At 65.8% G+C, this 23,092-nt stretch carries 23 protein-coding genes and 1 pseudogene; 10 read left to right on the top strand and 14 right to left on the bottom strand.

The features are described 5' to 3' along the window. Positions 1-22: 22 nt before the first annotated feature. Positions 23-679 (bottom strand): flavin reductase family protein, encoded by a 657-nt coding sequence (locus tag BLQ76_RS14850; RefSeq protein ID WP_090674861.1) that lies wholly within the window; start codon positions 677-679, stop codon positions 23-25. Then, complete coding sequence (locus BLQ76_RS14845; protein ID WP_244519645.1) at positions 679-1,251, bottom strand: nitroreductase family protein; 573 nt, start codon at positions 1,249-1,251, stop codon at positions 679-681. The genes BLQ76_RS14850 and BLQ76_RS14845 overlap by 1 nt, the downstream gene beginning before the upstream one ends. 149 nt (positions 1,252-1,400) lie before the next feature. Between BLQ76_RS14845 and BLQ76_RS14840 the strand changes: the two genes are divergently transcribed. Further along, positions 1,401-2,561, top strand: coding sequence for a hypothetical protein (locus tag BLQ76_RS14840; RefSeq protein ID WP_244519643.1), 1,161 nt, complete (start codon positions 1,401-1,403; stop codon positions 2,559-2,561). 41 nt (positions 2,562-2,602) lie between these two features. Here BLQ76_RS14840 and thrS read toward each other — a convergent pair whose 3' ends face one another. The 3 genes and pseudogenes from thrS to BLQ76_RS14825 form a co-directional block, all read right to left on the bottom strand. After that, the gene (gene thrS, locus BLQ76_RS14835; RefSeq protein WP_090674725.1) at positions 2,603-4,582 is read right to left on the bottom strand and encodes a threonine--tRNA ligase; all 1,980 of its coding nucleotides are present in this window, start codon (positions 4,580-4,582) and stop codon (positions 2,603-2,605) included. 136 nt (positions 4,583-4,718) lie between these two features. After that, a pseudogene (yidD, locus tag BLQ76_RS14830) lies at positions 4,719-4,985 on the bottom strand (membrane protein insertion efficiency factor YidD); the annotation flags it as partial. Further along, the gene (locus BLQ76_RS14825) at positions 4,985-5,428 is read right to left on the bottom strand and encodes an iron-sulfur cluster assembly scaffold protein (RefSeq protein ID WP_090674720.1); all 444 of its coding nucleotides are present in this window, start codon (positions 5,426-5,428) and stop codon (positions 4,985-4,987) included. The gene BLQ76_RS14825 and the pseudogene yidD, both read right to left, overlap by 1 nt. Before the next feature lie 224 nt (positions 5,429-5,652). On the opposite strand from BLQ76_RS14825, the gene folE reads away from it, so the two are divergent. The 3 genes from folE to BLQ76_RS14810 all read left to right on the top strand — a co-directional run bounded on the left by folE (position 5,653) and on the right by BLQ76_RS14810 (position 7,779). Then, entirely contained in the window at positions 5,653-6,270 is a 618-nt protein-coding gene (folE, locus tag BLQ76_RS14820; protein ID WP_090674717.1) for a GTP cyclohydrolase I FolE, read from the top strand. Continuing rightward, positions 6,267-6,701 (top strand): phosphoribosyl-AMP cyclohydrolase, encoded by a 435-nt coding sequence (gene hisI, locus BLQ76_RS14815; protein WP_090674714.1) that lies wholly within the window; start codon positions 6,267-6,269, stop codon positions 6,699-6,701. Before folE ends, hisI begins: the two co-directional genes overlap by 4 nt. Positions 6,702-6,804: 103 nt before the next feature. Further along, entirely contained in the window at positions 6,805-7,779 is a 975-nt protein-coding gene (locus tag BLQ76_RS14810; protein WP_090674712.1) for a patatin-like phospholipase family protein, read from the top strand. Positions 7,780-7,783: 4 nt separating this feature from the next. Here BLQ76_RS14810 and BLQ76_RS14805 read toward each other — a convergent pair whose 3' ends face one another. Both BLQ76_RS14805 and BLQ76_RS14800 read right to left on the bottom strand, forming a co-directional pair. After that, complete coding sequence (locus BLQ76_RS14805; RefSeq protein ID WP_090674709.1) at positions 7,784-8,218, bottom strand: CBS domain-containing protein; 435 nt, start codon at positions 8,216-8,218, stop codon at positions 7,784-7,786. A 72-nt stretch (positions 8,219-8,290) separates the two neighbouring features. Beyond that, positions 8,291-9,055, bottom strand: a complete 765-nt coding sequence (locus tag BLQ76_RS14800) for a rhomboid family intramembrane serine protease (RefSeq protein WP_090674707.1) — start codon at positions 9,053-9,055, stop codon at positions 8,291-8,293. Positions 9,056-9,225: 170 nt separating this feature from the next. On the opposite strand from BLQ76_RS14800, the gene BLQ76_RS14795 reads away from it, so the two are divergent. After that, positions 9,226-9,831 (top strand): PilZ domain-containing protein, encoded by a 606-nt coding sequence (locus BLQ76_RS14795; RefSeq protein ID WP_090674704.1) that lies wholly within the window; start codon positions 9,226-9,228, stop codon positions 9,829-9,831. Positions 9,832-10,345: 514 nt separating this feature from the next. Then, complete coding sequence (locus tag BLQ76_RS14790) at positions 10,346-10,861, top strand: transglutaminase-like cysteine peptidase (RefSeq protein ID WP_090674857.1); 516 nt, start codon at positions 10,346-10,348, stop codon at positions 10,859-10,861. 106 nt (positions 10,862-10,967) lie between these two features. Here BLQ76_RS14790 and BLQ76_RS14785 read toward each other — a convergent pair whose 3' ends face one another. From BLQ76_RS14785 to BLQ76_RS14775, 3 genes are all read right to left on the bottom strand, one after another. Beyond that, a complete protein-coding gene (locus tag BLQ76_RS14785) occupies positions 10,968-11,177 on the bottom strand; it encodes a DUF3126 family protein (RefSeq protein WP_090674700.1) in 210 nt (69 codons plus the stop codon). 75 nt (positions 11,178-11,252) lie between these two features. Next, the gene (gene cysE, locus BLQ76_RS14780) at positions 11,253-12,074 is read right to left on the bottom strand and encodes a serine O-acetyltransferase (RefSeq protein ID WP_090674698.1); all 822 of its coding nucleotides are present in this window, start codon (positions 12,072-12,074) and stop codon (positions 11,253-11,255) included. A gap of 91 nt (positions 12,075-12,165) precedes the next feature. Beyond that, positions 12,166-12,942 carry an alpha/beta fold hydrolase gene (locus BLQ76_RS14775; RefSeq protein ID WP_090674855.1) on the bottom strand — a complete coding sequence of 259 codons (777 nt, stop codon included), beginning with the start codon at positions 12,940-12,942 and terminating at the stop codon, positions 12,166-12,168. Positions 12,943-13,070: 128 nt separating this feature from the next. Here BLQ76_RS14775 and BLQ76_RS14770 point away from each other — a divergent pair, with 128 nt between their 5' ends. From BLQ76_RS14770 to BLQ76_RS22555, 3 genes are all read left to right on the top strand, one after another. Beyond that, positions 13,071-13,319, top strand: coding sequence for a zinc-finger domain-containing protein (locus BLQ76_RS14770; RefSeq protein WP_090674695.1), 249 nt, complete (start codon positions 13,071-13,073; stop codon positions 13,317-13,319). Between the two features lie 10 nt (positions 13,320-13,329). Next, positions 13,330-14,448 carry an FAD-dependent monooxygenase gene (locus tag BLQ76_RS14765; protein WP_090674693.1) on the top strand — a complete coding sequence of 373 codons (1,119 nt, stop codon included), beginning with the start codon at positions 13,330-13,332 and terminating at the stop codon, positions 14,446-14,448. Between the two features lie 154 nt (positions 14,449-14,602). Then, positions 14,603-16,807 carry an OmpA family protein gene (locus BLQ76_RS22555; RefSeq protein ID WP_244519637.1) on the top strand — a complete coding sequence of 735 codons (2,205 nt, stop codon included), beginning with the start codon at positions 14,603-14,605 and terminating at the stop codon, positions 16,805-16,807. Positions 16,808-16,955: 148 nt separating this feature from the next. Here BLQ76_RS22555 and BLQ76_RS14755 read toward each other — a convergent pair whose 3' ends face one another. From BLQ76_RS14755 to BLQ76_RS14740, 4 genes are all read right to left on the bottom strand, one after another. After that, positions 16,956-17,738 carry an amino acid ABC transporter ATP-binding protein gene (locus BLQ76_RS14755; protein WP_090674691.1) on the bottom strand — a complete coding sequence of 261 codons (783 nt, stop codon included), beginning with the start codon at positions 17,736-17,738 and terminating at the stop codon, positions 16,956-16,958. A 43-nt stretch (positions 17,739-17,781) separates the two neighbouring features. Beyond that, positions 17,782-19,284 (bottom strand): amino acid ABC transporter permease, encoded by a 1,503-nt coding sequence (locus BLQ76_RS14750; protein WP_090674688.1) that lies wholly within the window; start codon positions 19,282-19,284, stop codon positions 17,782-17,784. A gap of 9 nt (positions 19,285-19,293) precedes the next feature. Continuing rightward, entirely contained in the window at positions 19,294-20,484 is a 1,191-nt protein-coding gene (locus BLQ76_RS14745; protein ID WP_090674685.1) for an amino acid ABC transporter permease, read from the bottom strand. A gap of 75 nt (positions 20,485-20,559) precedes the next feature. Continuing rightward, entirely contained in the window at positions 20,560-21,579 is a 1,020-nt protein-coding gene (locus BLQ76_RS14740; protein ID WP_090674682.1) for an amino acid ABC transporter substrate-binding protein, read from the bottom strand. A 213-nt stretch (positions 21,580-21,792) separates the two neighbouring features. Here BLQ76_RS14740 and metC point away from each other — a divergent pair, with 213 nt between their 5' ends. Further along, positions 21,793-22,989, top strand: a complete 1,197-nt coding sequence (gene metC, locus BLQ76_RS14735) for a cystathionine beta-lyase (protein ID WP_090674680.1) — start codon at positions 21,793-21,795, stop codon at positions 22,987-22,989. Positions 22,990-23,092 lie beyond the last annotated feature (103 nt).

Genomic DNA, 23,092 nt, shown 5'->3' with positions numbered 1-23,092 from the left:
CACCACGTCCGGTAGCAGGTCGCTAACGCTTCACACCCGGCGGCAACCCAGGTTCGACGGGTAGATCGGAGGCATCCGGTTGGCGGGGCCGCTTCATAGCGAAGACCTCGCGGGTCACCGCATAGTCGAGATAGCCGAGGCGCGAGAGCGGTTCGGCGAGGTCGACGGCGATCAGCCCGTCGCGCAAAATACGCTCGTCGATGTGGATGCCGACGACCTGTCCGACGACGATCACCGTCTCGGTCCCCTGCCCATCCAGCGTTTCCGGATGAAAGCTCTGCGTGACCCGACATTCGAGCGCGGCATAGGCCTCGTCGACGATCGGTGCGCTCACGAGCCGAGCCGGGCGCTCCGTCAGGCCGGCGATCTCGAACTCGCTGACACCGCGCGCGGCCGCAGCCGAGGTTCGCACCAACGCGTTGGCCAGGTGCGCGGAGGCGAAATTCGCGACGAATTCGCCGCTCTCGATCGCGAAGGCCGCGCTGTCCTTGGCGCCGGACGAGCCGAAGAGCACGAGCTTGGGGTCGTCCGAGACGGCCGAAAAGAAGCTGTAGGGCGCCAGATTCACCGCGCCGGCACGCGAACGGGTCGAGATCCAGCCAATGGGTCGTGGCGCGACGATCGCCTTGAACGGGTCGTGCGGCAGTCCGTGTCGGTTCCCGGCGGTTTCGTAGAACATCATGCTGCGCCGGCTTCCACGACGTGGTCGGTGATCGCCGGTCGGGGACGATCGCTCGGTCGCTCGCTCACCGTGCCGATGTAAACGAAGCCCGCGACCTTCTCGTCGGCCTTGATGCCCATGATCGCTTTCGCATCGTCGTCGTAGGCAACCCATTCGGTGATCCAGTTCGCGCCGTAACCGCGCGCGTGGGCCGCATGGATCAGGTTCATCGTCGCCGCGCCGACCGACAGGACCTGTTCCCATTCGGGGATCTTGAAGTGCGGCTTGGCCGTCGACACAACGCCAACAACCAATGGAGCGCGAGTGAAGCGCGTTTCCTCGTAGGCGCGGCGCCCCTCGCCGAGCGTCCCCTCGCGGCGTTCCGCCACGTCCGCGAGCTTCTGCCCCATCTTCCTGGCGCCATCGCCCCGGAAAAGGATGAAACGCCAAGGCGCGAGCTTGCCATGGTCGGGCACGCGCATCGCCTCCACGAGAATGTCATCAAGTTCGGCGCCTTCCGGTGCCGGGGCCCGAAGCGCCGGAATCGGGACGGAGCGGCGGGTCGAGAGCAGGGTCTGGGCGTCGATCACGACGGAATCCTCGAATGCGATGGGTTGCGGCCGGAGATAGATCGTTCCGCTTGTGAAATCCAACGCCGTTCGCATCGGTCCGCCTTTCGCCATGAAATCGTCTATGCGATGTCCTTCATGGGTCGCGGACAGGATGGGGAAGGCTCGCATTGAAGCAGGGCAGGCAAGCGACCGGCAAGCGAACGCGCCGCGTTCTGGAACTGTCCGTGGTCGTCGTCATGCTCGCGGTTGCACCCGTTCTGGCGCAGGGCGGCCCATCGGGTGGAGGATCGCGGGGCGCTGGAGGACCTGACGATCAGGTTCCGGGCGCCTATGCGTCGCCCTCGGCTATTCCCAAGGATCCGGCGGCATCCGATATCGGCATTCCGAAGATCGACCCCTTGAAGCGACTGGAGCCGATCGCCTTGCCGCAGCGCCAGGGCGATCTGCCTGCGCCAAAGCTCGATCTTCCCGCCCTGCCGGCTTACGCGCCGCAGCCGACCGAACCACGGCTCAATATCGGACGCCCGCCCAAGAGTCTTGTTCTGAACGCAACGCTCGGCGACGGCGGTCCCCGTATCCCGGATCAGTTGATTTGGCGTCTCTTCGCGCCTCTGCCGGGTCCGGACGGAAAGCTGCCGTTGGTCGCCGTGGCGCGCGGCGGCGAGGCTGTCTTCGACGTGCCGGCCGGGTCCTATCTGCTGCATCTTGGCTTCGGTCGAGCGGGCATGACGCGACGCATCGACTTTTCGGGCGAGCAAACGCGCGAGACCGTCGCGCTGGAGGCCGGAGGGCTCCGGTTGAACGCAACCGCAGCCAGCAAAAGGCCGATCCGTTCGGACGCTCTTCGCTTCGACATTTACAGCGCCGCGACGGACGATGCCGACCGGCGTCTCATCGCGTCCGACGTCAAGGCTGGCGTCGTGACCCGGCTCAACGCCGGCGACTACCATGTGGTATCGAACTACGGTTCGGTGAACGCGACGGTTCGCGCCGATCTCCGGGTGGAGCCGGGCCGCATCACCGACGCGACGCTTCAGCACCATGCCGCGCAGCTGACCATGAAGCTCGTGCGCGAGCCGGGCGGCGAGGCGATTGCCGACACGGCCTGGGTAATCACGACCGACCAGGGCGACCTCGTACGCGACAACATCGTGAGCGCGTTTCCCTCGATGGTTCTCGAGGAAGGCAACTACGTCATCTCGGCCCGCAACAAGGAGCGCGTGTTCCAGCGCCCCTTCTCGGTGAAAGCCGGCGAGAACACCGATGTCGAGGTTCTGACGTCCGATCTCATCGATCCGAACGATCCGGCGCTCGGCAGCGGAGACTGACGTCAAAAAAGGGGCACGCGGGCCCCTTTTTCGTCGTTGGCTCAGGCGGCCTCGGCAACCCCGACGGAACGCCGCTGCAGGTCCGGAGGCGTCGCCTCTCGCGTCAGAGCGGCGAGCGCACCGTCGAGCGACATAGCCTCCTGGTCGCGCGATCCCAGCCGGCGCACATTCACGGACCGCTCCTCGGCCTCGCGCTTGCCGCAGACCAAAATGACCGGCACCTTCGCGTGGCTGTGCTCACGGACCTTGTAGTTGATCTTCTCGTTGCGAAGATCGCTTTCGACGCGGAGGCCTGCCGCCCGAAAGATGTCGGCGACCTCCTGCGCGTAGGCGTCAGCCTCGGAGGTGATGGTCGCGACCACGACCTGCGTGGGCGAGAGCCAGAGCGGGAAATGACCCGCGAAATTCTCGATCAGGATGCCGAGGAAGCGCTCCATCGATCCGCAGATCGCGCGGTGGATCATCACCGGCACCTTCTTCTCGGACGAGGCGTCGATGTAGAAGGCACCGAAGCGCTCCGGCAGGTTGAAGTCCACCTGCGTCGTACCGCACTGCCACTCACGGCCGATCGCGTCGCGCAGCGTGTACTCGAACTTCGGACCGTAGAAGGCGCCCTCGCCCGGATTGATACCGGTCTTGATGCGCCCGCCCGACTCCCGCTCGATGCGCTCGAGAACCTGCGTCATCACCGTCTCGGCGTGATCCCAGAGCTCGTCCGAACCGACCCGCTTCTCGGGTCGCGTCGAGAGCTTCACGACCACCTCCTCGAAGCCGAAGTCGCGATACACGGAGAGGATCAGGTCGTTGATCTTCAGGCACTCGTCCGCCATCTGCTCCTCGGTGCAGAAGACGTGCGCGTCGTCCTGCGTGAAGCCGCGCACGCGCATCAGGCCGTGCATGGCGCCGGACGGTTCGTAGCGATGAACGGTACCGAATTCCGCATAACGGATCGGCAGATCGCGATAGCTCTTCAAACCGTGCTTGAAGATCATGACGTGGCCCGGACAATTCATGGGCTTCAGCGCGAAGATGCGCTTGTCCTCCGCCTCGTCGCCCGCCGACTGCACCTGGAACATGTTCTCGCGGTACCAGCCCCAGTGGCCGGACGTCTCCCAGAGCGACTTGTCGAGCACCTGAGGTGCGTTGACCTCGTCGTAGTCGCCCTTGAGGCGGCGGCGCATGTACGAGACGAGGTCCTGAAACAGCGACCAGCCCTTGGGATGCCAGAAGACGACGCCCGGGCCCTCCTCCTGGAAGTGGAAGAGATCCATCTCGCGTCCGAGACGTCGATGGTCGCGCTTCTCGGCCTCTTCCAGCACATGAAGGTAGTTCTTAAGCTGGTCGGGCGTCGCCCAGGCCGTGCCGTAGATGCGCGTCAGCATCGGGTTGTTCGAGTCGCCGCGCCAATAGGCGCCGGCGACCTTCATGAGCTTGAAGGCCTCGCCGACATGACCCGTCGAGGGCATGTGCGGGCCGCGGCATAGGTCGAACCAGTCGCCCTGGCGGTAGATCTTGAGATCCTGCCCTTCCGGGATCGCGTCGACGAGCTGGACCTTGTAGGTCTCGCCCTTCTCGCCGAACACGCGGCGCGCTTCCTCGCGTGGCCAGACCTCCTTGGTGAAGGGCGCGTTGCGACGGATGATCTCCGCCATCTTCTTCTCGATCACCGGCAGGTCGTCGGGCGTGAACGGCACGTCCCTGGCGAAGTCGTAGTAAAAGCCGTTCTCGATCACCGGACCGATCGTGACCTGCGTCCCGGGCCACAGCTCCTGCACCGCCTCGGCCAGAACGTGCGCCGCATCGTGACGGATGAGCTCCAACGCCCGCGGATCATCCCGCGTCACGATCTCGATCGAGCCGGACCGTTCGATCGGGTCGGACAAATCCCGCAACTCGCCGTCCAGCGCGTAGGCCAGCGCCTTCTTGGCGAGAGACTTGGAGATGCCCGTCGCAACAGCCAAGCCGTTCGTACCGGGCTCGACGGGGCGAACGGAGTTGTCGGGGAAACGCAGTTCGATCATGAGTCTTCCTTTCGCTCACCCCCGCCCACCATGCGGGAAAGCTTCGTCGATCGATAAGGTGCGGCCACAAACCGCGCGAGACGCGCGGCTTCTCACAACCCCAGCCGCCGAGCAAGCGTTTCGCGGCTCAACGACGCTCGGTCGGCACCGGGTCGTGCCCGGGATGGCCGAAGGGGCCGCAACGTGCGACCCGTCGCGCGGTCAGCCAACCGCCTCGCCATAAGCCATGTCTCGCGACGGCTTCGTAGCCGAATTCGGAACAGGTCGGAACGTGACGGCAATGACCGCCGACAAACGGTGAGAAAACGAGCTGGTAGAAACGAATGGCGCCGATCCCGAACAGGCGACCGGGCGTACGCCGCCACGGCCCGTCGTAGTTACGGCCACGGACGGATCGGCGCATCACGCCGCCTCGTGCTGTTTCGCCTCCGCCAAGTCGAGAGCCGAGACAACGGCATCGAAGGTCAGCAGCGTCGAGGCATGGCGGGCCTTGTGGGCGCGCACGGGCTCCAGGTAGCGGAGTTCCTCGAACCGGCCTACCGGCGGAGGACCGTCGCTCTTCAGCATCGCCGTCATGGTCTCGCGCAAGTGGCGCAACTCCTGCGCCGAGGCGCCGACCACGTGACGCGCCATGACGGACGACGAAGCCTGTCCGAGCGCGCAAGCCCGGACCTCGTGCGCAAAGTCGGTGACCACACCATCCTGCAGCTGAAGATCCACGGTCACCGTCGAGCCGCAGAGTTTCGAGTGCGCGGTCGCGGTGCCATCAGGCGCTTCCAGACGCCCGAGCCGTCCGATGTTGCCGGCCCAGTCGAGAATGCGAGCGTTGTAGAGGTCGTCGATCATGCTGCGCCTGCTGGACGGTTCGTCGCCCGGACGCGTCTTCAAACGGCGGGCGCGATCCGTATATAGGAGAAGCGGTCGCGGAATGCGACGCGCCGGCCGCCCGGGCGCGGCGTCCCGTTGACGGATGCCGGAGCTTGGATCATGACCCGCTCGCGGCCCGGGTGGGACGAACCCCGCGGATCGACTTCGACCGAGCCGGGGAATCGGAGTCCGGGAACAGCACGATGGATGCCATCGCCGACAAGACCACGAACCAGCCGGTGCTGGACGAGGCACGGCCGAGCCGCACCGAGGCGGAGGCCGCGGTCGAGGTTCTTTTGCGCTGGATCGGAGAGAATCCGAAGCGCGAGGGTCTGATCGACACACCCCGCCGCGTCGTGAAGGCCTTCGAAGAGATCTACGGCGGCTACCGCCAGGACCCGGCCGCGGTGCTCGAGCGGACCTTTGAGGAGGTCGCCGGTTACGATGAGATGGTGCTCGTGCGCGACATCGATTTCACCTCGCACTGCGAGCACCACATGGTCCCGATCATCGGGCGAGCCCACGTCGCCTACCTTCCCGAGGGACGGGTGTTGGGCCTGTCCAAGATCGCACGGATCGTCGACATCTACGCGCGTCGCCTGCAGACGCAGGAGGCGATGACCGAGCAGGTGGCAGCGATGATCGACGGCGCCCTGACACCGCGTGGGGTCGCGGTCATGATCGAGGCCGAGCACATGTGCATGTCGATGCGCGGCATCCGCACGAAGGGGTCGTCGACCGTCACCACCGCCTTCTACGGGGCGTTCCGCAACGACGCGGCCCAGCAGGCCCGCTTCACGACCCTGGCGCTGAAGCGATGAGCTCGGCCTTCGCATCGGCCGGCGACAAGCGGGACGCGGAGGAAGGCGATCAGCTGATGCCCCGCTTCGATGCCCAGGGTCTCGTCACCGCCGTCGTGACGGATGCCGGCTCGGGAAATCTGCTGATGGTCGCGCATATGGACGCCGAGGCTCTCGACCTGACGATCCGTACGGGCGTCGCGCACTACCGCTCCCGTTCCCGCAACGCGTTGTGGAAGAAAGGCGAAACGTCTGGCGCTCTGCAGAGCGTGCGCGAACTGCGCGTTGACTGCGACCAGGACGCCGTCTGGATCAAGGTCGACGTCGCGAAGCCGGACGATACATGCCACACGGGACGCGCTTCCTGTTTCTACCGGCGTCTCGATCTCGAACGGGACGGTGGACGGACGCTTGTCTTTGACGACAATCGGTCCCCCGTCCTTAGACCCTGAAGGTTCTGGAAAGAGCTTTCAGCGACCATAGCCACGAGCCGAGCTTGTCCCGAAGGCAGGCGGGTATAGTGGCTTGGCTGGTGGGGGGCGGAAACCGTACGCGATGCTGCAGCAAGTGTTCCGACGCACCGTTCCGACGATCAAATCCGCCGAACCACGCCCGACGCGCCGCCCGCCTCCACCGGGGCGAGGCGTCGCGCTAGCGCTCGGCGGCGGTGCCGCTCGCGGTTGGGCCCATATCGGCGTTCTGCGGGCCTTCGACGAACATCAGATCCCGATCTCGATGATCGCCGGCACATCGATCGGCGCGTTGGTAGGCGGCTGCTATCTGGCCGGTCGCATGAACGAGTTGGAGGCCTTCGCGCACTCCCTCACACGCACCGGAATGATGCGCTTTCTCGACTTTCGTTGGGGTGGATCGGGCTTCATCGGCGGCGAGCGGTTACATCGGCGCCTGATCGAACACCTCGCCGACGTTCGGATCGAAGACCTCGATCGGCCTCTGGTCTGCGTGGCGACCGAGGCCCGCTCCGGCCATGAGGTCTGGCTCGACCAGGGCTCGCTGGTCCTGGCGATGCGGGCGTCGTATGCCCTGCCCGGCATCTTTCAACCGGTGGACTGCGGTGGCCGGCAGCTCTTCGACGGCGCATTGGTCAACCCGGTTCCGGTCTCGGTCTGTCGCGTCTACGAGGCGCCGCTCGTGGTCGCCGTCAACCTGCACTACGACCTGTTCGGGCGCGCCGCCGTCCTGCGGATGCGGGCAGGCCATGGCGCGAGCACCGAGTCCGAGCCGCAGGCCGGCGAACCGCTCCTATCGGGACTTCAGGCTGTCGAGACGCGTCGCGAGAAGCTTGGTATCGCCCGGTCGATGGTAGACGCGTTCAACATTATTCAGGATCGCATCTCGCGCGCGCGTCTGGCGGGCGACCCGCCGGACCTGTCGCTGCATCCTCGCGTACGCGATATCGGCCTGTCGGAGTTCTTCCGCGCGAAGGAGTCGATCCGCTTCGGCTACGAGGAGGCGACGCGGGCCATGCCCGAAATTCGTCGCCTCTGCGAGGAACTCGGTACGGTCTGACGCGTCAGCCGGCGTGAATGTAGGTCCGCATCTGCTCGGCCTCCTCCTCGGCCGCCTCGATGCGACGCTTCACGACGTCGCCGATCGAGACGATGCCCACGAGGAGCGTGCCGTTCTCGCAAACCGGCAAGTGGCGGAAGCGGCCGCGCGTCATGATTTCCATCGCCTCGTCGATCGTCGTCTCCTCGTCGGAAACCGTAACCGTTGTGGTCATCACGGACGACACGGTGGCGTTCAGGGCGCCGGCCCCGTCACGCGCGATCGCCTTCACGACATCGCGCTCCGAAAGGATACCGATGACGTTCCCGGCCTCGCCGAGCGCGACAAGCGCGCCGATCTTGCGAGCCGCCAGAAGCTGGGCAGCCGACTCCAGCGACGCCGACGGATCGACGGTCGCGACCTCACGACCCTTGGTTTGCAGAATGGTGCGTATGGACATGCCTTCCTCCCACAGGAATGGACCAGACCATCCGCATCGTGGATCCGGTCTCGGCCGAACGCAACCTATCCGTCAGGGGCGAAGTCCCCGCTCCTCGCGATCCCACAGGTCCGGCCGCGGGGCGCGATCGAACAGGTCGAACGCGAGCAGGCCGAACAGGAACCCGCCGACATGGGCTTCCCAGGCAATGGCGCCGCCTTCCCCGAGAAGGAATGCCGCTCCCGACCCGAGCGCCACGTTGGTCACGAAGAAGATGACGATGAAGAAGAGCACGGTGCGATCCGTCAGGCTCTCGCGAAGCGTCAGCCGGGGCACATAGGCGGGCTCGCCCCAACGCTGGGCACCGCCCGACAGCGCGAAGCGCGCCGCCGCGCCCATCAGCGCGGACACGACGCCGGACGCACCGATCATCGGCTGCAGCAGCGCGGGATTGAGCAGGTCGAAGAGCAGCGCGCCCGCCGTAGCTCCGAGCGCACAGAAGATGAGAAAGCGTCCCGCCCCTATGCGCCGCGCCACAGGCGTGCCGAAGGCCAGCAGCCAAACGGCATTCGTCAGGAAATGTGTCCAATCGCCGTGAAGGAAGGCATGCGAGAGTGGCGAGACGGCGTTCGCCCAAGGCTCGCGCAGAACGCAGACCTCGTCGTTGGAACGGTAGCAGTCCGGGATCATCGACAGGTTGATCAGCGTCCAGATGTCCTGCGTCTCACTGAGAACCTGTGTGCGCAGCAGGTGGACGAACGCGAGAACCGCGATCGTGGCCAGAACCACGAAGGGCACGTTGATCGCCGGCGGGTCCCTGTGCCGAAGCGGTTCGCTGGGTTGAGGATCGATGGTCACGGACGCGCTACCTCCTGCTGTCGCCAGCGGTTCTACCGCTCGACGGCCATCCGACAACGCGACGGGAAGGCGATCCTACCTCTTTCTTACGCTGAGGCAGCGCCGGGAACCGGCCGTTAACCCTCCACGCCCTATCAAGAAATCCAACCCACAGGTGAACGGGCTTGGCGATGCTCAACGTTCTTCCCCCGATCCCGGCTGTCGCCGATGACCGGCGCGCGTTCAAGCGCGTGAACGTCGACCTGCTCGGACGGTTCATGCTCGAGAACCGAAGCGAATATCCCTGCCGCGTCGGCAACATGTCGCCGGGTGACGTGGGTGTGGTCACGCCGGTCGTTCCGCGGGTCGGCGAGCGAGTGATCCTTTACGCCGACCATGTCGGGCGGCTCGAGGGCAGCGTCACGCGCTTGTACAGCGGCGGGTTCGCGCTCGTGACGCAAGCCACAGAGCGCAAGCGCGAGAAACTGGCTGCCAAGCTCATGTGGTTGGCCAACCGCCACGAACTATCCCTGCCCGAAGACCGTCGCCACGAGCGCATCGAGCCGCGTAACCCGGTGATCGAGATGGTCCTCGAGGATGGTCGCCGCTACGACGTCCGCATCCAGGACCTGTCGCTTTCGGGTGCTGCCGTCCTGTGCGCGGTGCGTCCGGCCATTGGAGCCCGGCTGACGCTCGGAACCATGAAGGGACGGGTCGTCCGTCAGATCGAAGACGGCATCGCGATCGAGTTCGCCTCGCTTCAAACGCCCGAGTCGCTCGACCGCAGCTTCAGCTGACGATCCCGGAGGCCCCCTGACGGGGTTCCATCTGTGGATAACCCAACAGGCCTGTGGACAATGTCACAGCCCTCTTGCGTCCTGCGTTAATCGTCTGATCGCACCTCCTTAACCACGCAGGACAAGCCGCCGCGGGTAAGGCGGGTGTTGGTCTCTTCATGTCCATGAACACCAGCGCGCCCGCATCTTAACAGGTGCGGCGTACCCCCCGGCGTGCATGGGCTTCGCTTCGCCCCGTCGTTCAGAAAGATTGCCGGACCGGTTACATGCCTTCCAGATTGTAACCGTCCATCATGAGTTTTTAAGGCTGTTTATTGCGAACCAAGCAAGCATAGTGTCTGAACAGAAACGCGTTCATTCGTCTCAAATGCCGCTTTTCTGTTTGTTTCTGCAGTAAAACCGACCTGCGACTGTCACCTCATCGGACGAGGAGACAGTCGTGAAGCGCCTTTCCATCGCAGTCCTCATCGCAATCGTGGCCGGCTTCTCGACGGCCAACGCCGCGTCGGTGAGCATGACCGTGCGAGGCGCAACGTCGCAGCCGGTGGGCCACTACGATTTCTGCAAGCGCACGCCTCAGGAATGCACGGTCACCGAGCGAAGCGGCCCGATCGCCGTCACGGAGAAGGTCTGGGAGACGATTGTCGAGATCAACAACGCGGTGAATGTCGGCATCACGCCGCGCACGGACGAAGAGATCTACGGTGTGGCCGAGTATTGGGCCTACCCGACAACCGAGGGCGACTGCGAGGACTTCGCGCTCCTCAAGCAGTACATGCTGGAGCGTGAGGGCTTCCCGCGCTCGGCGATGGTGCTGACTGTGGTTCGTCAGCAGAACGGTGACGGTCACGCCGTGCTGACGCTGCGCACGGATCGGGGCGATCTCATTCTCGACAATCTGGATCGCCGCGTTCTCGACTGGACGCAGACGACGTATCACTACCTCAAGCGTCAATCGGAAACCGACGCATCGCGCTGGGTATCGATCGACGACGATCGCGATCTGCTGGTGGGAAGCGTTCAGCGCTGAAGGCACTCAGCCTTCGGCCGAAGGCCTGACTGGGCTTCGGCTCCCCGGCGGGATAGGTCGAAGCTGGTCCGCGAGTCTTCAGGGCCCCGGACCAGCTTCGTCATGGTCAGTCGAGGTCGATGTCCAGGATCGTCATCGTGAGATGATACGAGGTCTCGCCTTCGTCGGTATCCTTGGAAAGGAGACCAGCGAACTCGCCGCCGATGTAGAGCTCCGCCGTATCGTTCTTGCGCGGCATCGCCCGGACCTGAAGGTCGACCCCCTTGAAGGTGCGCTTCAGATAGGCCTCGAGCTTGCGTATTTCGTCGGGCTTCACGTGTACTGCTCCTGAGCATTGAGCGGATGGGGCGGCCCTTTCGGCGCGCCGTTGAATGGTTCGCGGACGGAACGGTCAGTCGTCGGTCCGGTCGAATTCCTGGTCCATGGATCGAGCGGGAACACTGCTTTCAGGCCGGCCGATCACGCGTGCGGGAATGCCCGCGACCGTGGAGTGAGGCGGCACCTCCTTGAGCACGACCGAGCCGGACGCGATCTTCGAACAATCTCCGACGCGGATGTTGCCGAGAATCTTGGCTCCCGCCCCGATCAGGACGCCGTTTCCGATCTTGGGATGCCGGTCGCCGAATTCCTTGCCTGTTCCACCAAGCGTCACGTCCTGCAGGATCGATACGTTGTCGCCGATCCGCGCGGTGAAGCCGACCACCAGGCCCGTAGCGTGGTCGAGAAAGATGCCGCGCCCCATGCTAGACGCCGGGTGGATATCCGTTTGGAAAACCGAGGACGAGCGCGACTGCAGATAGAGCGCGAAATCGGTTCGCTGACGCGCCCAGAGCCAGTGGGCGAGACGATGGGTCTGGATCGCGTGGAAGCCCTTGAAGTACAGGAGCGGCTCCAGATGGCGCTCGCAAGCCGGATCGCGGTCGAACACGGCCTGGAGGTCGGTCCGAAGGACGTTGCCCCATTCGGCGTCACCGGCCGCCATCTCGAGGAACGCCTGCTCGATATGACACGCGGGCAAGTCGGAATGGTCGAGGCGCTGGGAGATACGGTGCGCGACGCTCTCTTCGAGGGCATGGTGGTTCAGCACCGTGCCGTAAAGAAACGCGCTGAGAGCGGGTTCGCGCTCGGAAGCGGCCTGGGCCTCCTCGCGGATCTGGGCCCAGATCGGATCGACCAGTTGCAGGCGCTCCGCCGTCTTGTAGGCGATGGTCATCGGCTTCGCCCTTCGCGAGCTGCGGGTTCAGTGTCTCGGCGAGGCAGATAGGCCCTCGCGTCGTCGCCACCAGTGGAGAGCGCAACGGCGCTCACGGGGCGAAGCGCTCCTTGTGTCGCGAAAGGAACTCCACGACCGCCGCCTTGAACGTGCGGTCGCCGACCGCGAGCATGTGGTCACGCTTCTCGATCGCGAAGGCCTCGCCTGCCGGCAGAAGGTCCGCCAACTCGCCGGGCGATCCGGCGATGTCGTCGCGCGTTCCCACGCCGACCAGAACCGGCTGGGTGATCCGTGCCACCTCGTCGCGTGAGAGTTCGCGGCGCGAATGGGTGATGCAGGCGGCGAGCGCCTGTCGGTTCGAGTGGGTGCGATCGGCGAATGCCCGGAACATGCGGCCGCGCTCGTCCGAAACGTCGCCGAGCGCGGGTGCCAGAAGCGCTGTCACGATCGGGTCCCAGTCGCCAACCCCATGAACGAGTCCGATCCCAAGGCCGCCGAACACGAGAACCGGCCAGCGCTCGGCATGAGATAAGGCGGCAAAGGCGCTGACTCGCGCGCCCATGGAGTAGCCGAAGGCCGCCGCGCGCCGGACGCCACGCGCGTCCAGAAGGGCTCGCATGTCGTCCGCCATATGTTGCGGTGTGTACTGCTCGGGATCGAGCGGCTTGTCGCTGTCGCCATGACCGCGATGATCGAACGCAAGGACGCGGAAGCCCGCCGCCACCAATGTCGCAACCCAACTGGGGTCGACCCAATTGATGCGCAGGCTCGAGGCGAAACCGTGCACCAGCACGACGACCGGCGCGGTGCTCTCGCCCTCGTCGATAAAGGCAAGCTCGAAGCCGCCGCTGTGAAATCGATCCGTCATCCCGCCGCCTCGGTCGTTCATGCCGCTCGATAGCGCGAAGAACGGTGTCAGAACCACCCTGTTCTTTGCGCAGTCCCCGCCTTATGGTCCCGCGCGAACCGAACCGTCCGCTAGCGAGGAGCCGCCCCATGGCCAATCACGGCACCCCCCACTTCCAGAACGATGCCGGCTACGACGTGATTGCGATCGGCGTCACCGAGTTCATGTGCGTCGGCGCCAATCCTCCCTACGATCACCCTCACGTCTATCTCGACATGGGCGACGAGGGCGAGAAGGTATGCTCCTACTGCTCGACGCTGTACCGTCTGGACAAGACCCTGAAGACCTACGAGACGCGCCCGGCCGGCTGCCTCTACCGCGACCCACAGGCCGCCTGACAGGAACCGCGTGCGCATCGCGATTGCGGGAGCGGGTATCGGTGGACTGACCGCCGCGCTCGCGCTGGCACGAGCCGGGCGCGAGGTCACCGTCTTCGAACGCGCCACGGCTCTCACGCCCGTGGGAGCGGGACTCCAACTCTCGCCAAACGCCCTCGATGTGCTCGATCGGCTCGGCGTCGCGCGCGATCTGGAAGGGCGTGCGGTCCCGGCCGAGACCGTAACACTCCGACGTGGCTCGAGCGGGCGCGCGATCGCGCGTATTCCCGTCGGATCGCAAGACGGTCGCGGCTACCTGTCGCTTCTGCGTGCTGACCTTCAGGACGCGCTGCTTGCGGGCGCGCAGGCGGAGCCGCGGATCGAGCTTCGCTTCGGCCACGAAATCTTGGCGGCGCGACGCGAACCGGCCTGGGTTCTCCAATTCTCGCAAGATCATCCCGCTGCGCATTGTGATGTTCTTGTGGCCGCCGATGGCGTTCATTCCAGCATCGGCATGCTGCTCGGCGGCGCTCCCGCACGAAGCGAGGGCGTTGCGGCGGTTCGGCTACGGGTGCGGCAGCCGGCCTCGCCCGGCATCGAAGCGTGGCTCGGTGCGCGCGCCCACGCGGTCGCGTATCCCGTCGCGGCCGGACGCGAAACGAATCTTGTTCTGATCGGTCCGGACGCCGAGGTGGCGGAGGCTCCTGCCTCGTTCTTCGACGGATGGGACAAGCGGCTCCTCGGCTTGATCGAAGCCGGCGATACGCTGGGTGTCTGGCCGCTCCTCACCCGAACGCCGCGCTGGCGTGCGCCCGGCCTCGCCTATCTCGGCGACGCCGCCCACGCCATGTTGCCCTACGCCGCGCAGGGCGCTGCGATGGCGATCGAGGATGGATGGGTACTGGCCTCGTGCCTCGCGCGCTCGCCGGATGTCGAGAGGGCGCTGCACGACTACGAAGCGGCTCGCGCCACGCGCGTCGCGAGGGTGCTCTCGCGGGTCGCCTTCCATCGACGGGTATACCACCTGCCGGCCCCGACCTCCTTCGCTCGGGACCTCGTTCTCATGGCAACGCCCGCTAAGCGCCTGAATCGTCAGCTTGCCTGGCTTTACGATTGGCGCGCTCCGCCGATCGATTTCGCGACCGACTGAGGAGCGCCACGCGTTTCCTTTCGTGCGATCGAACCTATGTGTCGCGTCCCGCGGGCCATCTCGACTGGGATGGCCGGCGCGGCGTCGGTCCCTCGGGCCGCATCCGCGCCGACCCCGCGCACTGTAAGGGACAGATGCGACGAAAGGTCGACCGATGCTGAGACTACCCAAGGCGGGACGCATAATCTGCGTGACCGCGCTGGCCGCTTCCACCGCCCTCACCGGCCCGATGGCCGCCCTCGCCCAGGGCTCGGAAGCGCCGCCTCCCGCAATCGGCGAAGCACCTGCCGAGCGCGGCGCACCGGGCGGCGGCGACGCCCCGCAGGGCGGCGATCGTCCGGCGCCGCGCGAGCGTCGTGGAGCTCCCGAAGCGGCCGGCGAAGGCGCAGCGGCCGAAGAGCCCGCCCCGCGGCGGCGTCCCGCTCCCGCCGCTGAAGGCGAAGCACCGGCCCGCCGCGAAGCGCCGGCCCGCCGAGCAGCGCCGGAAGCCGAGCCTGCACAGGACGAGGCGCCGGCGACGCGCGAGCGCGCGCCCGGGCGTGAGCGTCCGGCGCCGGCCGCCGACGATGCCACGCCCCCGGCGGACGGCGAAGCACCTGCGCGCCGACGCCCTGCCGCCGAGGAACCGGAAACGCCGTCCCGCCGGGAAGCGCCCGAGCGTCCCGCAGCACCCGACAGCGGCGAAGCGCCGGCGCGGGATCGGGCACCGGATGAACCACGCCGCCCGGCGGCACCAGACAGCGAGGCGCCACGCGCCGGTGACAGACCCAATGCGGCCGCTCCCGACAGCGGCCCTCCCCCGGCCGACGCGCCGCAGGGCGATCCGTCCCGCTTGCCGGTGGACAACGGCACGCAGAACGACGTTCGCGAACCAGCGGCACCGGCGGCCGAACCTCGCGCTCCGGCCGGAGCGGGCGAGCGTCCTGACGCGCGCCAGCAACCGACCCCGCCCGCAGCATCAACGGAAACGCCCGCGGCACCCCGGGCTCCAGATGCCGCCGCGCCCGTTCCGCCAGCCGCGCCGGTGCTGGGCACCGAACCCGTGACCCCAGCAGCCCCGGCCAACCCGGCGACGCCGGCAACCCCGACCGCGCCGTCCACCGCACCGGTGGCTCCGGAGGCGGGTGCTCCGGTGGTTCCCGGCACCCCGCCGGCCCCGCAGGCACTGCCGCCCGGCACCCCGCCGAACGGGACGGTACCGGGAGCGCCGCCTGCGGCCTTGCCCGACCAGCCGGCACCCGGCGCTGCGACGACCCCGCAGGCGACGCTCCCTCCGACCCGCCCGCCGGAGCCCGTTGCGACAGATCTGCAGACCGCACCGGTCCCGGCCGGCCAGGTCGGCGCGGTCGACGCGCAGGTCCAGCGTCTGCAGGCACCCGTCGAGGTCCGTCCGGTCACCGCCGTCCAGGGCGAACGCATCGACCGTCGTCCCGACTTCGCGCTGCCGCCTCAGGCCCAGGTCGTGGAGCGGGTGGGCGACCGGGACATCCTCTCGATCGTGGGTGCAGGCGTCGCAGGCGCAGCAGCCGGCGCAGCCGCCGCCTACTTCATTCGGTCGGACGACAACGATCGCCTCTCGCGGGGCTCGCGCGACGTCTACTACGAACGGCTGCCGCGCGGCCTTTCGCGTGAGACGATCGTCCGCGAGAACGGAGTCCAGATCGTCACGATCGAGAACGAGTACGGCGACGTCATTCAGCGCTCGCGCATCGCGCCGGACGGTCGCGAGACCGTGCTGTTCTACGATCCCTACGCTGAGGACGACACGCGGCCGAACTACTATGCCGACGTCGGCGCGGACTTGCCGCCGCTCCGGCTCGAGATACCCGAGGATCGCTACATCGTCGACGTGAGGCAGCCGGACGAGGAACTCTACTACGAGACCCTCGTCGCTCCGCCGGTTGAGACGGTCGAGCGCATCTACTCCGTGGATGAAGTTCGCCGCTCGCCCCGCATTCGCGACAAGGTCCGGCGTATCGATCTGGCCACCATCAACTTCGCCTTCGGCTCCGACCAGATCGCACAGGATCAGGTCGAGAACCTGCAGGCGTTGGCGGACGCGGTGAAGCGGGTCATCGATGAGAACCCGGCGGAGGTCTTCCTCCTCGAAGGTCATACCGATGCTGTCGGCAGCAACGTCGCCAACCTGGCCTTGTCGGATCGACGTGCCGAGGCGGTGGCGACGGCACTGACGGAGTATTTCGAGATCCCCGCAGAAAACATCGTGACGCAAGGCTACGGCGAAGAAGACCTCAAGGTCGATGCACAAGGCCCGAATGCCGAGAACCGGCGCGTGACCCTGCGCCGCATCACGGCCCTCGTGAAGCCCGTGGAGACGGCCGGCGCGCCCCGCCAGTGAGCAACCTCCGGCCCGGCGGATACGCGTGACCGGACCCTGACGCAGAAAAAGGGCCGGGACTCCCAACGGAGTCCCGGCCCTTGCAATTCGTGTCGCGCGCGACGCGCCGTCGGCTACGGCGTATGGGATCCGTGTGTCGCGAACGCGCTCAGTGCAGGATCTGGCTGAGGAAGAGCTTGGTGCGCTCGTGCTGCGGGTTGGAGAAGAAGCTGTCGGGTTTGTTTTCTTCCACGATCTGGCCGGCATCCATGAAGATCACGCGGTCCGCCACCTGACGGGCAAAGCCCATCTCGTGCGTCACGCAGATCATGGTCATTCCCTCTTCGGCCAGCGACACCATCGTGTCGAGCACCTCCTTGACCATCTCGGGATCCAGAGCGGAGGTGGGCTCGTCGAACAGCATCACCTTCGGACGCATGCAGAGCGCGCGGGCGATCGCCACGCGCTGCTGCTGACCGCCCGAGAGCTGGCCGGGATACTTGTTGGCCTGTTCCGGGATGCGCACGCGCGTGAGGAAGTGCATCGCCACCTCCTCGGCCTGCTTCTTGGGCATCTTGCGAACCCAGATTGGGGCGAGCGTGCAGTTCTCGAGGATCGTGAGGTGCGGAAACAGGTTGAAGTGCTGGAACACCATGCCGACCTCCTGACGCACGAGGTCGATCTTCTTGAGATCGTTCGTCAGCTCGACGCCGTCGACGACGATCGTTCCCTTCTGGTGCTCCTCCAGTCGGTTGATGCACCGGATCATGGTCGACTTGCCGGATCCCGACGGTCCGCAGACCACGATGCGCTCGCCCCGCCGAACACGTAGGTTGATGTCGCGCAGCACGTGGAACTCGCCGTACCACTTGTTGACGTTGGTCAGCTCGATGGCGAGACCGTCACCGGAGGCAGCGACGGGACGCGTGGCTTGGGCGGACTGGAGGGTCATGGCGTGAGGGAACCTTCGAGACGGCAGGCTTGATGGAAATCGGCTAGTGCTTGCGACCGCGCGCGAGCCGACCCTCGATGAAGATCGAATAGCGGGACATGCTGAAGCAGAACAGCCAGAACGCGAAGGCTCCGAAGACGAGACCGGTCGCGGGCGTCGACGGGGTGATCCAGACCGGATCGTTGAAGCCGCGCCGGATCGTTCCGAGCAGATCGGCCAGGCCGATGATGTAGACGAGGCTCGTGTCCTTGAAGAGCCCGATGAACGTGTTCACGATACCCGGGATGACGAGGGTCAGAGCCTGCGGCAGGATGATCATGCGCATCTTCTGCCAATAGGTCAGGGCCATCGCGTCGGCGCCCTCGTATTGACCTTTCGGGATCGCCTGCAGCCCGCCTCGGATGACCTCAGCCATATAGGCTGCCGCAAACAACGAAACGCCGACGAGCACGCGAAGCAGCTGGTTGAAGCTCACGCCCTGCGGCAGGAGCAGCGGCAGCATGAAGTTCGCCATGAACAGAACGGTGATCAGCGGGACACCCCGCCAGAACTCGATGAAGACCACCGACAGGAAGCGCACGGCCGGCATGCTGGATTGACGACCGAGTGCCAGCAGGATGCCGAGCGGCAGCGAAAAGGCGATGCCGGTCAGAGCGACGACCAGGGTGACCAGAAGGCCACCCCAGAGGTTCGTCGGGACATGCGGGATGCCGAGCGGTGCGGTCAGGATCAGGACGAATGCGATGGCGACCGCGGTCGGCACGAGCAGGCGAACGGCGGCAAGCCGATCATCCGCCGTCGCAATGGTCGCGACGAGCGCCAGCACGATCGCCACGAGAGCCGCGTAGAAGGCGATCTGCGCGAACGTGTTGAAGCGGAACGTGAGGATGCTCTCGCTTCCACCAGGGGCGTAGTAGAAGGACACGACGCCGACGACGGCCGATAGAACGGTCAGCCAGAGCGCGATCTTCATCGGCAGTGTTCGGCTCACCGTGCTGCTGCGCCCGAAGGCCAGGAAGATGGTCGCTGCCGCCGCCAGCATGAAAACGATCGCGATGCCGGAACCCGACATGTCGAACTGACCGCCGGTCAGGAGCACCAGAACCACCAGCGGATAGACACCGAGCAGAAGCAGCGCGAACAGCTTCTTGAACGGAACGCGCGGAATGGCGACCAAGGCGATCAGAACCGCGCCCAGGCCGAAGACCCAATCCACGCGCCAACGCTGCTCAATGGGATAGAGACCGTAGATGAACTGGCTGAAGCGCGCTGCCACGAACGCCCAGCACGCACCGACCTCGCGCTCGGGCGTGTCGAGGCACGCGGTGCGATCGTTGCCCACGAAAACCGCGTCGACGATCGCCCACTGAACCAACGACCAGACGATATAGACAGCCAGCAGGCCGAACAGGATCGAGAGCGCCGCGTCGAGAGGCGTGGCGAAGAAGCGGGTGCGCAGGCGAGCAAAGGGACTCGTCGTGTCGACGGGTGGAGGCAACGCGGGCAGCCCGCCGCGCGGCGCATAGGAGGCGACTTGCTCTTCCATGGGGCCCTCTTAGCGCTCGACGAGTTTCATGCGGCGGTTGAACCAGTTCATCAGGAGCGACACGGCGACACTGATGGTCAGGTACACCGTCATCCAGATGACCACGACCTCGATCGACTGCCCGGACTGGTTCAGGACGGTCGATCCGACCGCGACGAGATCGGGATAGCCGATCGCGAGACCGAGCGATGAGTTCTTGGTCAGGTTGAGGTACTGCGAGGTCAGCGGCGGAATGATCACGCGGAAGGCTTGCGGCACGACGACCAGGCGCAGCGCGGTTCCACGGCGAAGACCGAGCGCCGCGGCCGCCTCGTTCTGGCCCTTCGACACCGACAGGATGCCCGCCCGGACGATCTCGGCGATGAAGGCAGCCGTGTAGACCGAAAGAGCCAGGAAGATCGACAGGAACTCGGGTTTGATCTGGAAGCCGCCGGTCAGGTTGAACGTTCCGCGCGTCACCAGATTGAGGCTGGCCGGGAAGCCGAGCGCGGCGAATACGACGATCGGCAGCAGGACGATGAGACCGAGGGCCGGAAGCAGGAGGCCGGGCCGCGATCCGGTTGCGACCTGCCGAGCCCGAAAGACGCGCGAGAGAATGATCGTGGCGACGATACCGACGAGGAAGGCCGCCAGAACCCAGACGCTACCGGGAAGCCAGGTTACGCTCGGTGTCTGGAGACCACGATTCGAGAGGAAGGCGTCGAAAGGCAGCTCGATCGCTTCGCGAGGTCCCGGCAGCACCGAAAGCACGCCGAAGTACCAGAACAGGATCACCAGCAACGGCGGGATGTTGCGGAAGGTCTCGACATAGATCGTGCACAGACCGCGCACGAGGAAGTTCTGGGACAGTCGACCGATGCCGACCAGAAAGCCGAGAATGGTTGCGAAGACGATGCCGGTCGCGGCGACGATCAACGTGTTGGCGATGCCGACCGCGATCGCCTGTCCGTAGGTCGCGTTGTTGGTGTAGGCGATCGGAACCTGCGAGATATCAAATCCCGCGCGGTTCTGCAGGAAGCCGAATCCCGACGCGATGTTGGCGTTGCGCAGGTTCTGCGCCGTATTGCCGACGAGCCACCATGCGAACGCGGCAAGGCCGACCACCAGCACGACCTGAATGACGATGCTGCGGATGGTCGGATTGGTCCAGACCGAATCACGGCGGGACTGGGCGCGCACCGCGCCGAGGTCTGCAGTCATGAATGTCCCTTGCGGCGCGTGGATGCGGGCGTCGCCGGACCCGACCGAGGTCCGGCGACGTCTCATGGCGTCAGATCAGCGGATCGGCGGGGCGTACTGCAGGCCGCCCTTCGTCCACAACGCGTTCTGTCCGCGCGCGATGCCGAGCGGCGAGCCGGTGCCGACGTTGCGCTCGAAGATCTCGCCGTAGTTGCCGACGGCCTTGACGATGTTGACCACGAAGTCGTTGGTCAGGCCGGCATCGGCGCCGAACGTGCCCTCGACGCCGAGCAGGCGGCGGATCTCGGGGTTGGCCGAGCCCTTCATCTCCTCGACGTTGGCCTGGGTCACGCCCAGTTCCTCGGCATCGAGCAGCGCGAAGTGGGTCCACTTCACGATGTTGAACCACTGGTCGTCGCCCTGGCGGACGGCGGGTCCAAGCGGCTCCTTGGAGATGATCTCGGGCAGAACGACGTGGTCGTTCGGCTGCGCAAGCTCGAGACGCGAGGCGTAGAGACCGGACTGGTCGGTCGTCAGGACGTCGCAGCGCCCGCTGTCGTAGGCGGCGTTCACGTCGGCCTGCGCCTCGATGACCACCGGATTGTACTGCATGTTGTTGGCCGCGAAGTAGTCGGCCAGGTTCAGCTCGGTCGTGGTGCCGCTCTGCACGCAGACGGTCGCTCCCGAAAGCTGCAGCGCCGAGTTCACGCCCAGCGACGACTTCACCATGAAGCCTTGGCCATCGTAGTAGTTGATACCGGCGAACTTCAGACCGAGCGACGTGTCGCGGCTCATGGTCCAGGTCGTGTTGCGGGCGAGGATGTCGACCTCGCTGTTCTGCAGCGCGGGGAAGCGCTGGACCGCCGAGAGCGGCGAATAAACGACCTTGGAGGGATCGTTGAAGATGGCGGCGGCGACGGCCTTGCAGTAGTCGACGTCCAGACCAGCCCATTGACCCTGGTCGTTCTGGAAGCCGAAGCCCGGAAGACCCGTATTGACGCCGCAGCGTACCGTGCCGCGAGCTTTCGTATCGTCGAGGGTCGCAGCCGACGCGCTGGTGGCGGCCAGGGTGATGGCCGACAATCCGAGGGCGGCGGTCACAAGCTTCAGGTTCATGGAAGGTCCTTGGGTTCGGAGCACAAATGAAGACGGAACGTCCCGCAAACGGGGAACGGCACGAAGACGTCACGCGCCCCGAACCAACGATCGTTCACGGTGCGTGATGTCATGCCATAAAAATTGGCAGGTCAAGTCTTGGCCCAAATTTTCCAATGATGAACAACGGCGTACTCCAAGTTACGCCATACGATAACGCAGGATGCATCTTCGGTGAGCAAATCCACTCCCTCAGCACCCATCTACGATTCTTCGACCCGACTTCTGCACGCCGGGCATGAGCCGAAGGAGTTTCACGGGTTCGTCAACCCAGCGGTGTTCCGGGGGTCGACGATTCTCTTTCCGAACGCCGCCGCCATGCGCAGCCGCGACCAGCGCTACACCTACGGCCTTCGCGGAACGCCGACGCTGGAATCACTGGAACGCGCGATCGACGAAATGGAAGGATCGGCCGGGACCATTCTGGTTCCATCCGGCCTCGCCGCGGTCAGTGTCCCGCTTCTCGCCTTCCTGTCGAGCGGCGACCATTGCCTGGCGATCGACAGCGTCTACGGCCCGACGCGGGTGTTCTGCGATACGGTGCTGAAGCGGTTGGGCGTCGAGACGGAGTATCTCGACCCGCACCTCGGCGCGGACGGCCTGCGCGCCCGGATGCGCGACAATACGCGCGTCGTCTTCCTGGAGGCGCCCGGCTCGAACACGTTCGAGATGATCGATGTCGCGGCGTTCTGCTCCGTCGCGCACGAGCGCGGCGCAGTCACCATGATGGACAATACCTGGGCCACCCCGCTCTTCTTCCGTCCACTCGAGCATGGTGTCGATCTTTCGATCCATGCCTTGACGAAGTATCCGGGCGGCCATTCCGATATCTTGATGGGTAGCGTCTCGGCGTCTGCGGGGTTCATCAAGACGTTGCGCGATACGCAGATGGCACTCGGCATCAACGTCTCGCCCGATGACGCCTACCTCGTTTATCGCGGCCTGAAGACGATGCCGGTTCGTCTGGCCGCCCATCAGTCGGCCGCGCTCCACCTAGCGCAATGGCTCGAGTCACGGTCGGAGGTCGCGCGCGTCCTTCACCCCGCCCTCCCCAGCTTCGAGGGTTTCGATCTGTGGAAGCGTCAGTTCAGCGGCGCGAGCGGCCTGTTCTCGATCGTGCTGAACGGCGGAGGCACGCCAGCGGCGGATGCCTTCCTCGACGCCCTGCGCATCTTCGGCCTTGGCTACTCCTGGGGTGGGTTCGAAAGCCTCGCGCTGGAGTCGCAACTCAACGACCGCCGAGAGGCGCGCGCTCCCGCTGAAGGCCCGGTGATCCGGCTTCAGATCGGCTTGGAAGACCCGGAGGATCTCATGCGGGACCTTGAGGCAGGCCTTGAAGCCGCCGCAAGCGTCCAATCGGCTGGACGGTAGAGCCTCCAGACGGGGCTGTCGGATCGATGGTCCCGTCGCTGAGCCGTGTCGCCATCCCGCCAACACCGCCGCCCCTAACCACCGGGACCATGCATCGACGCCA

The organism is Aureimonas jatrophae, from assembly GCF_900104035.1.
In the GTDB taxonomy this organism is placed as follows: domain Bacteria; phylum Pseudomonadota; class Alphaproteobacteria; order Rhizobiales; family Rhizobiaceae; genus Aureimonas; species Aureimonas jatrophae.
This window is presented reverse-complemented; position numbering and strand designations above follow the sequence as displayed.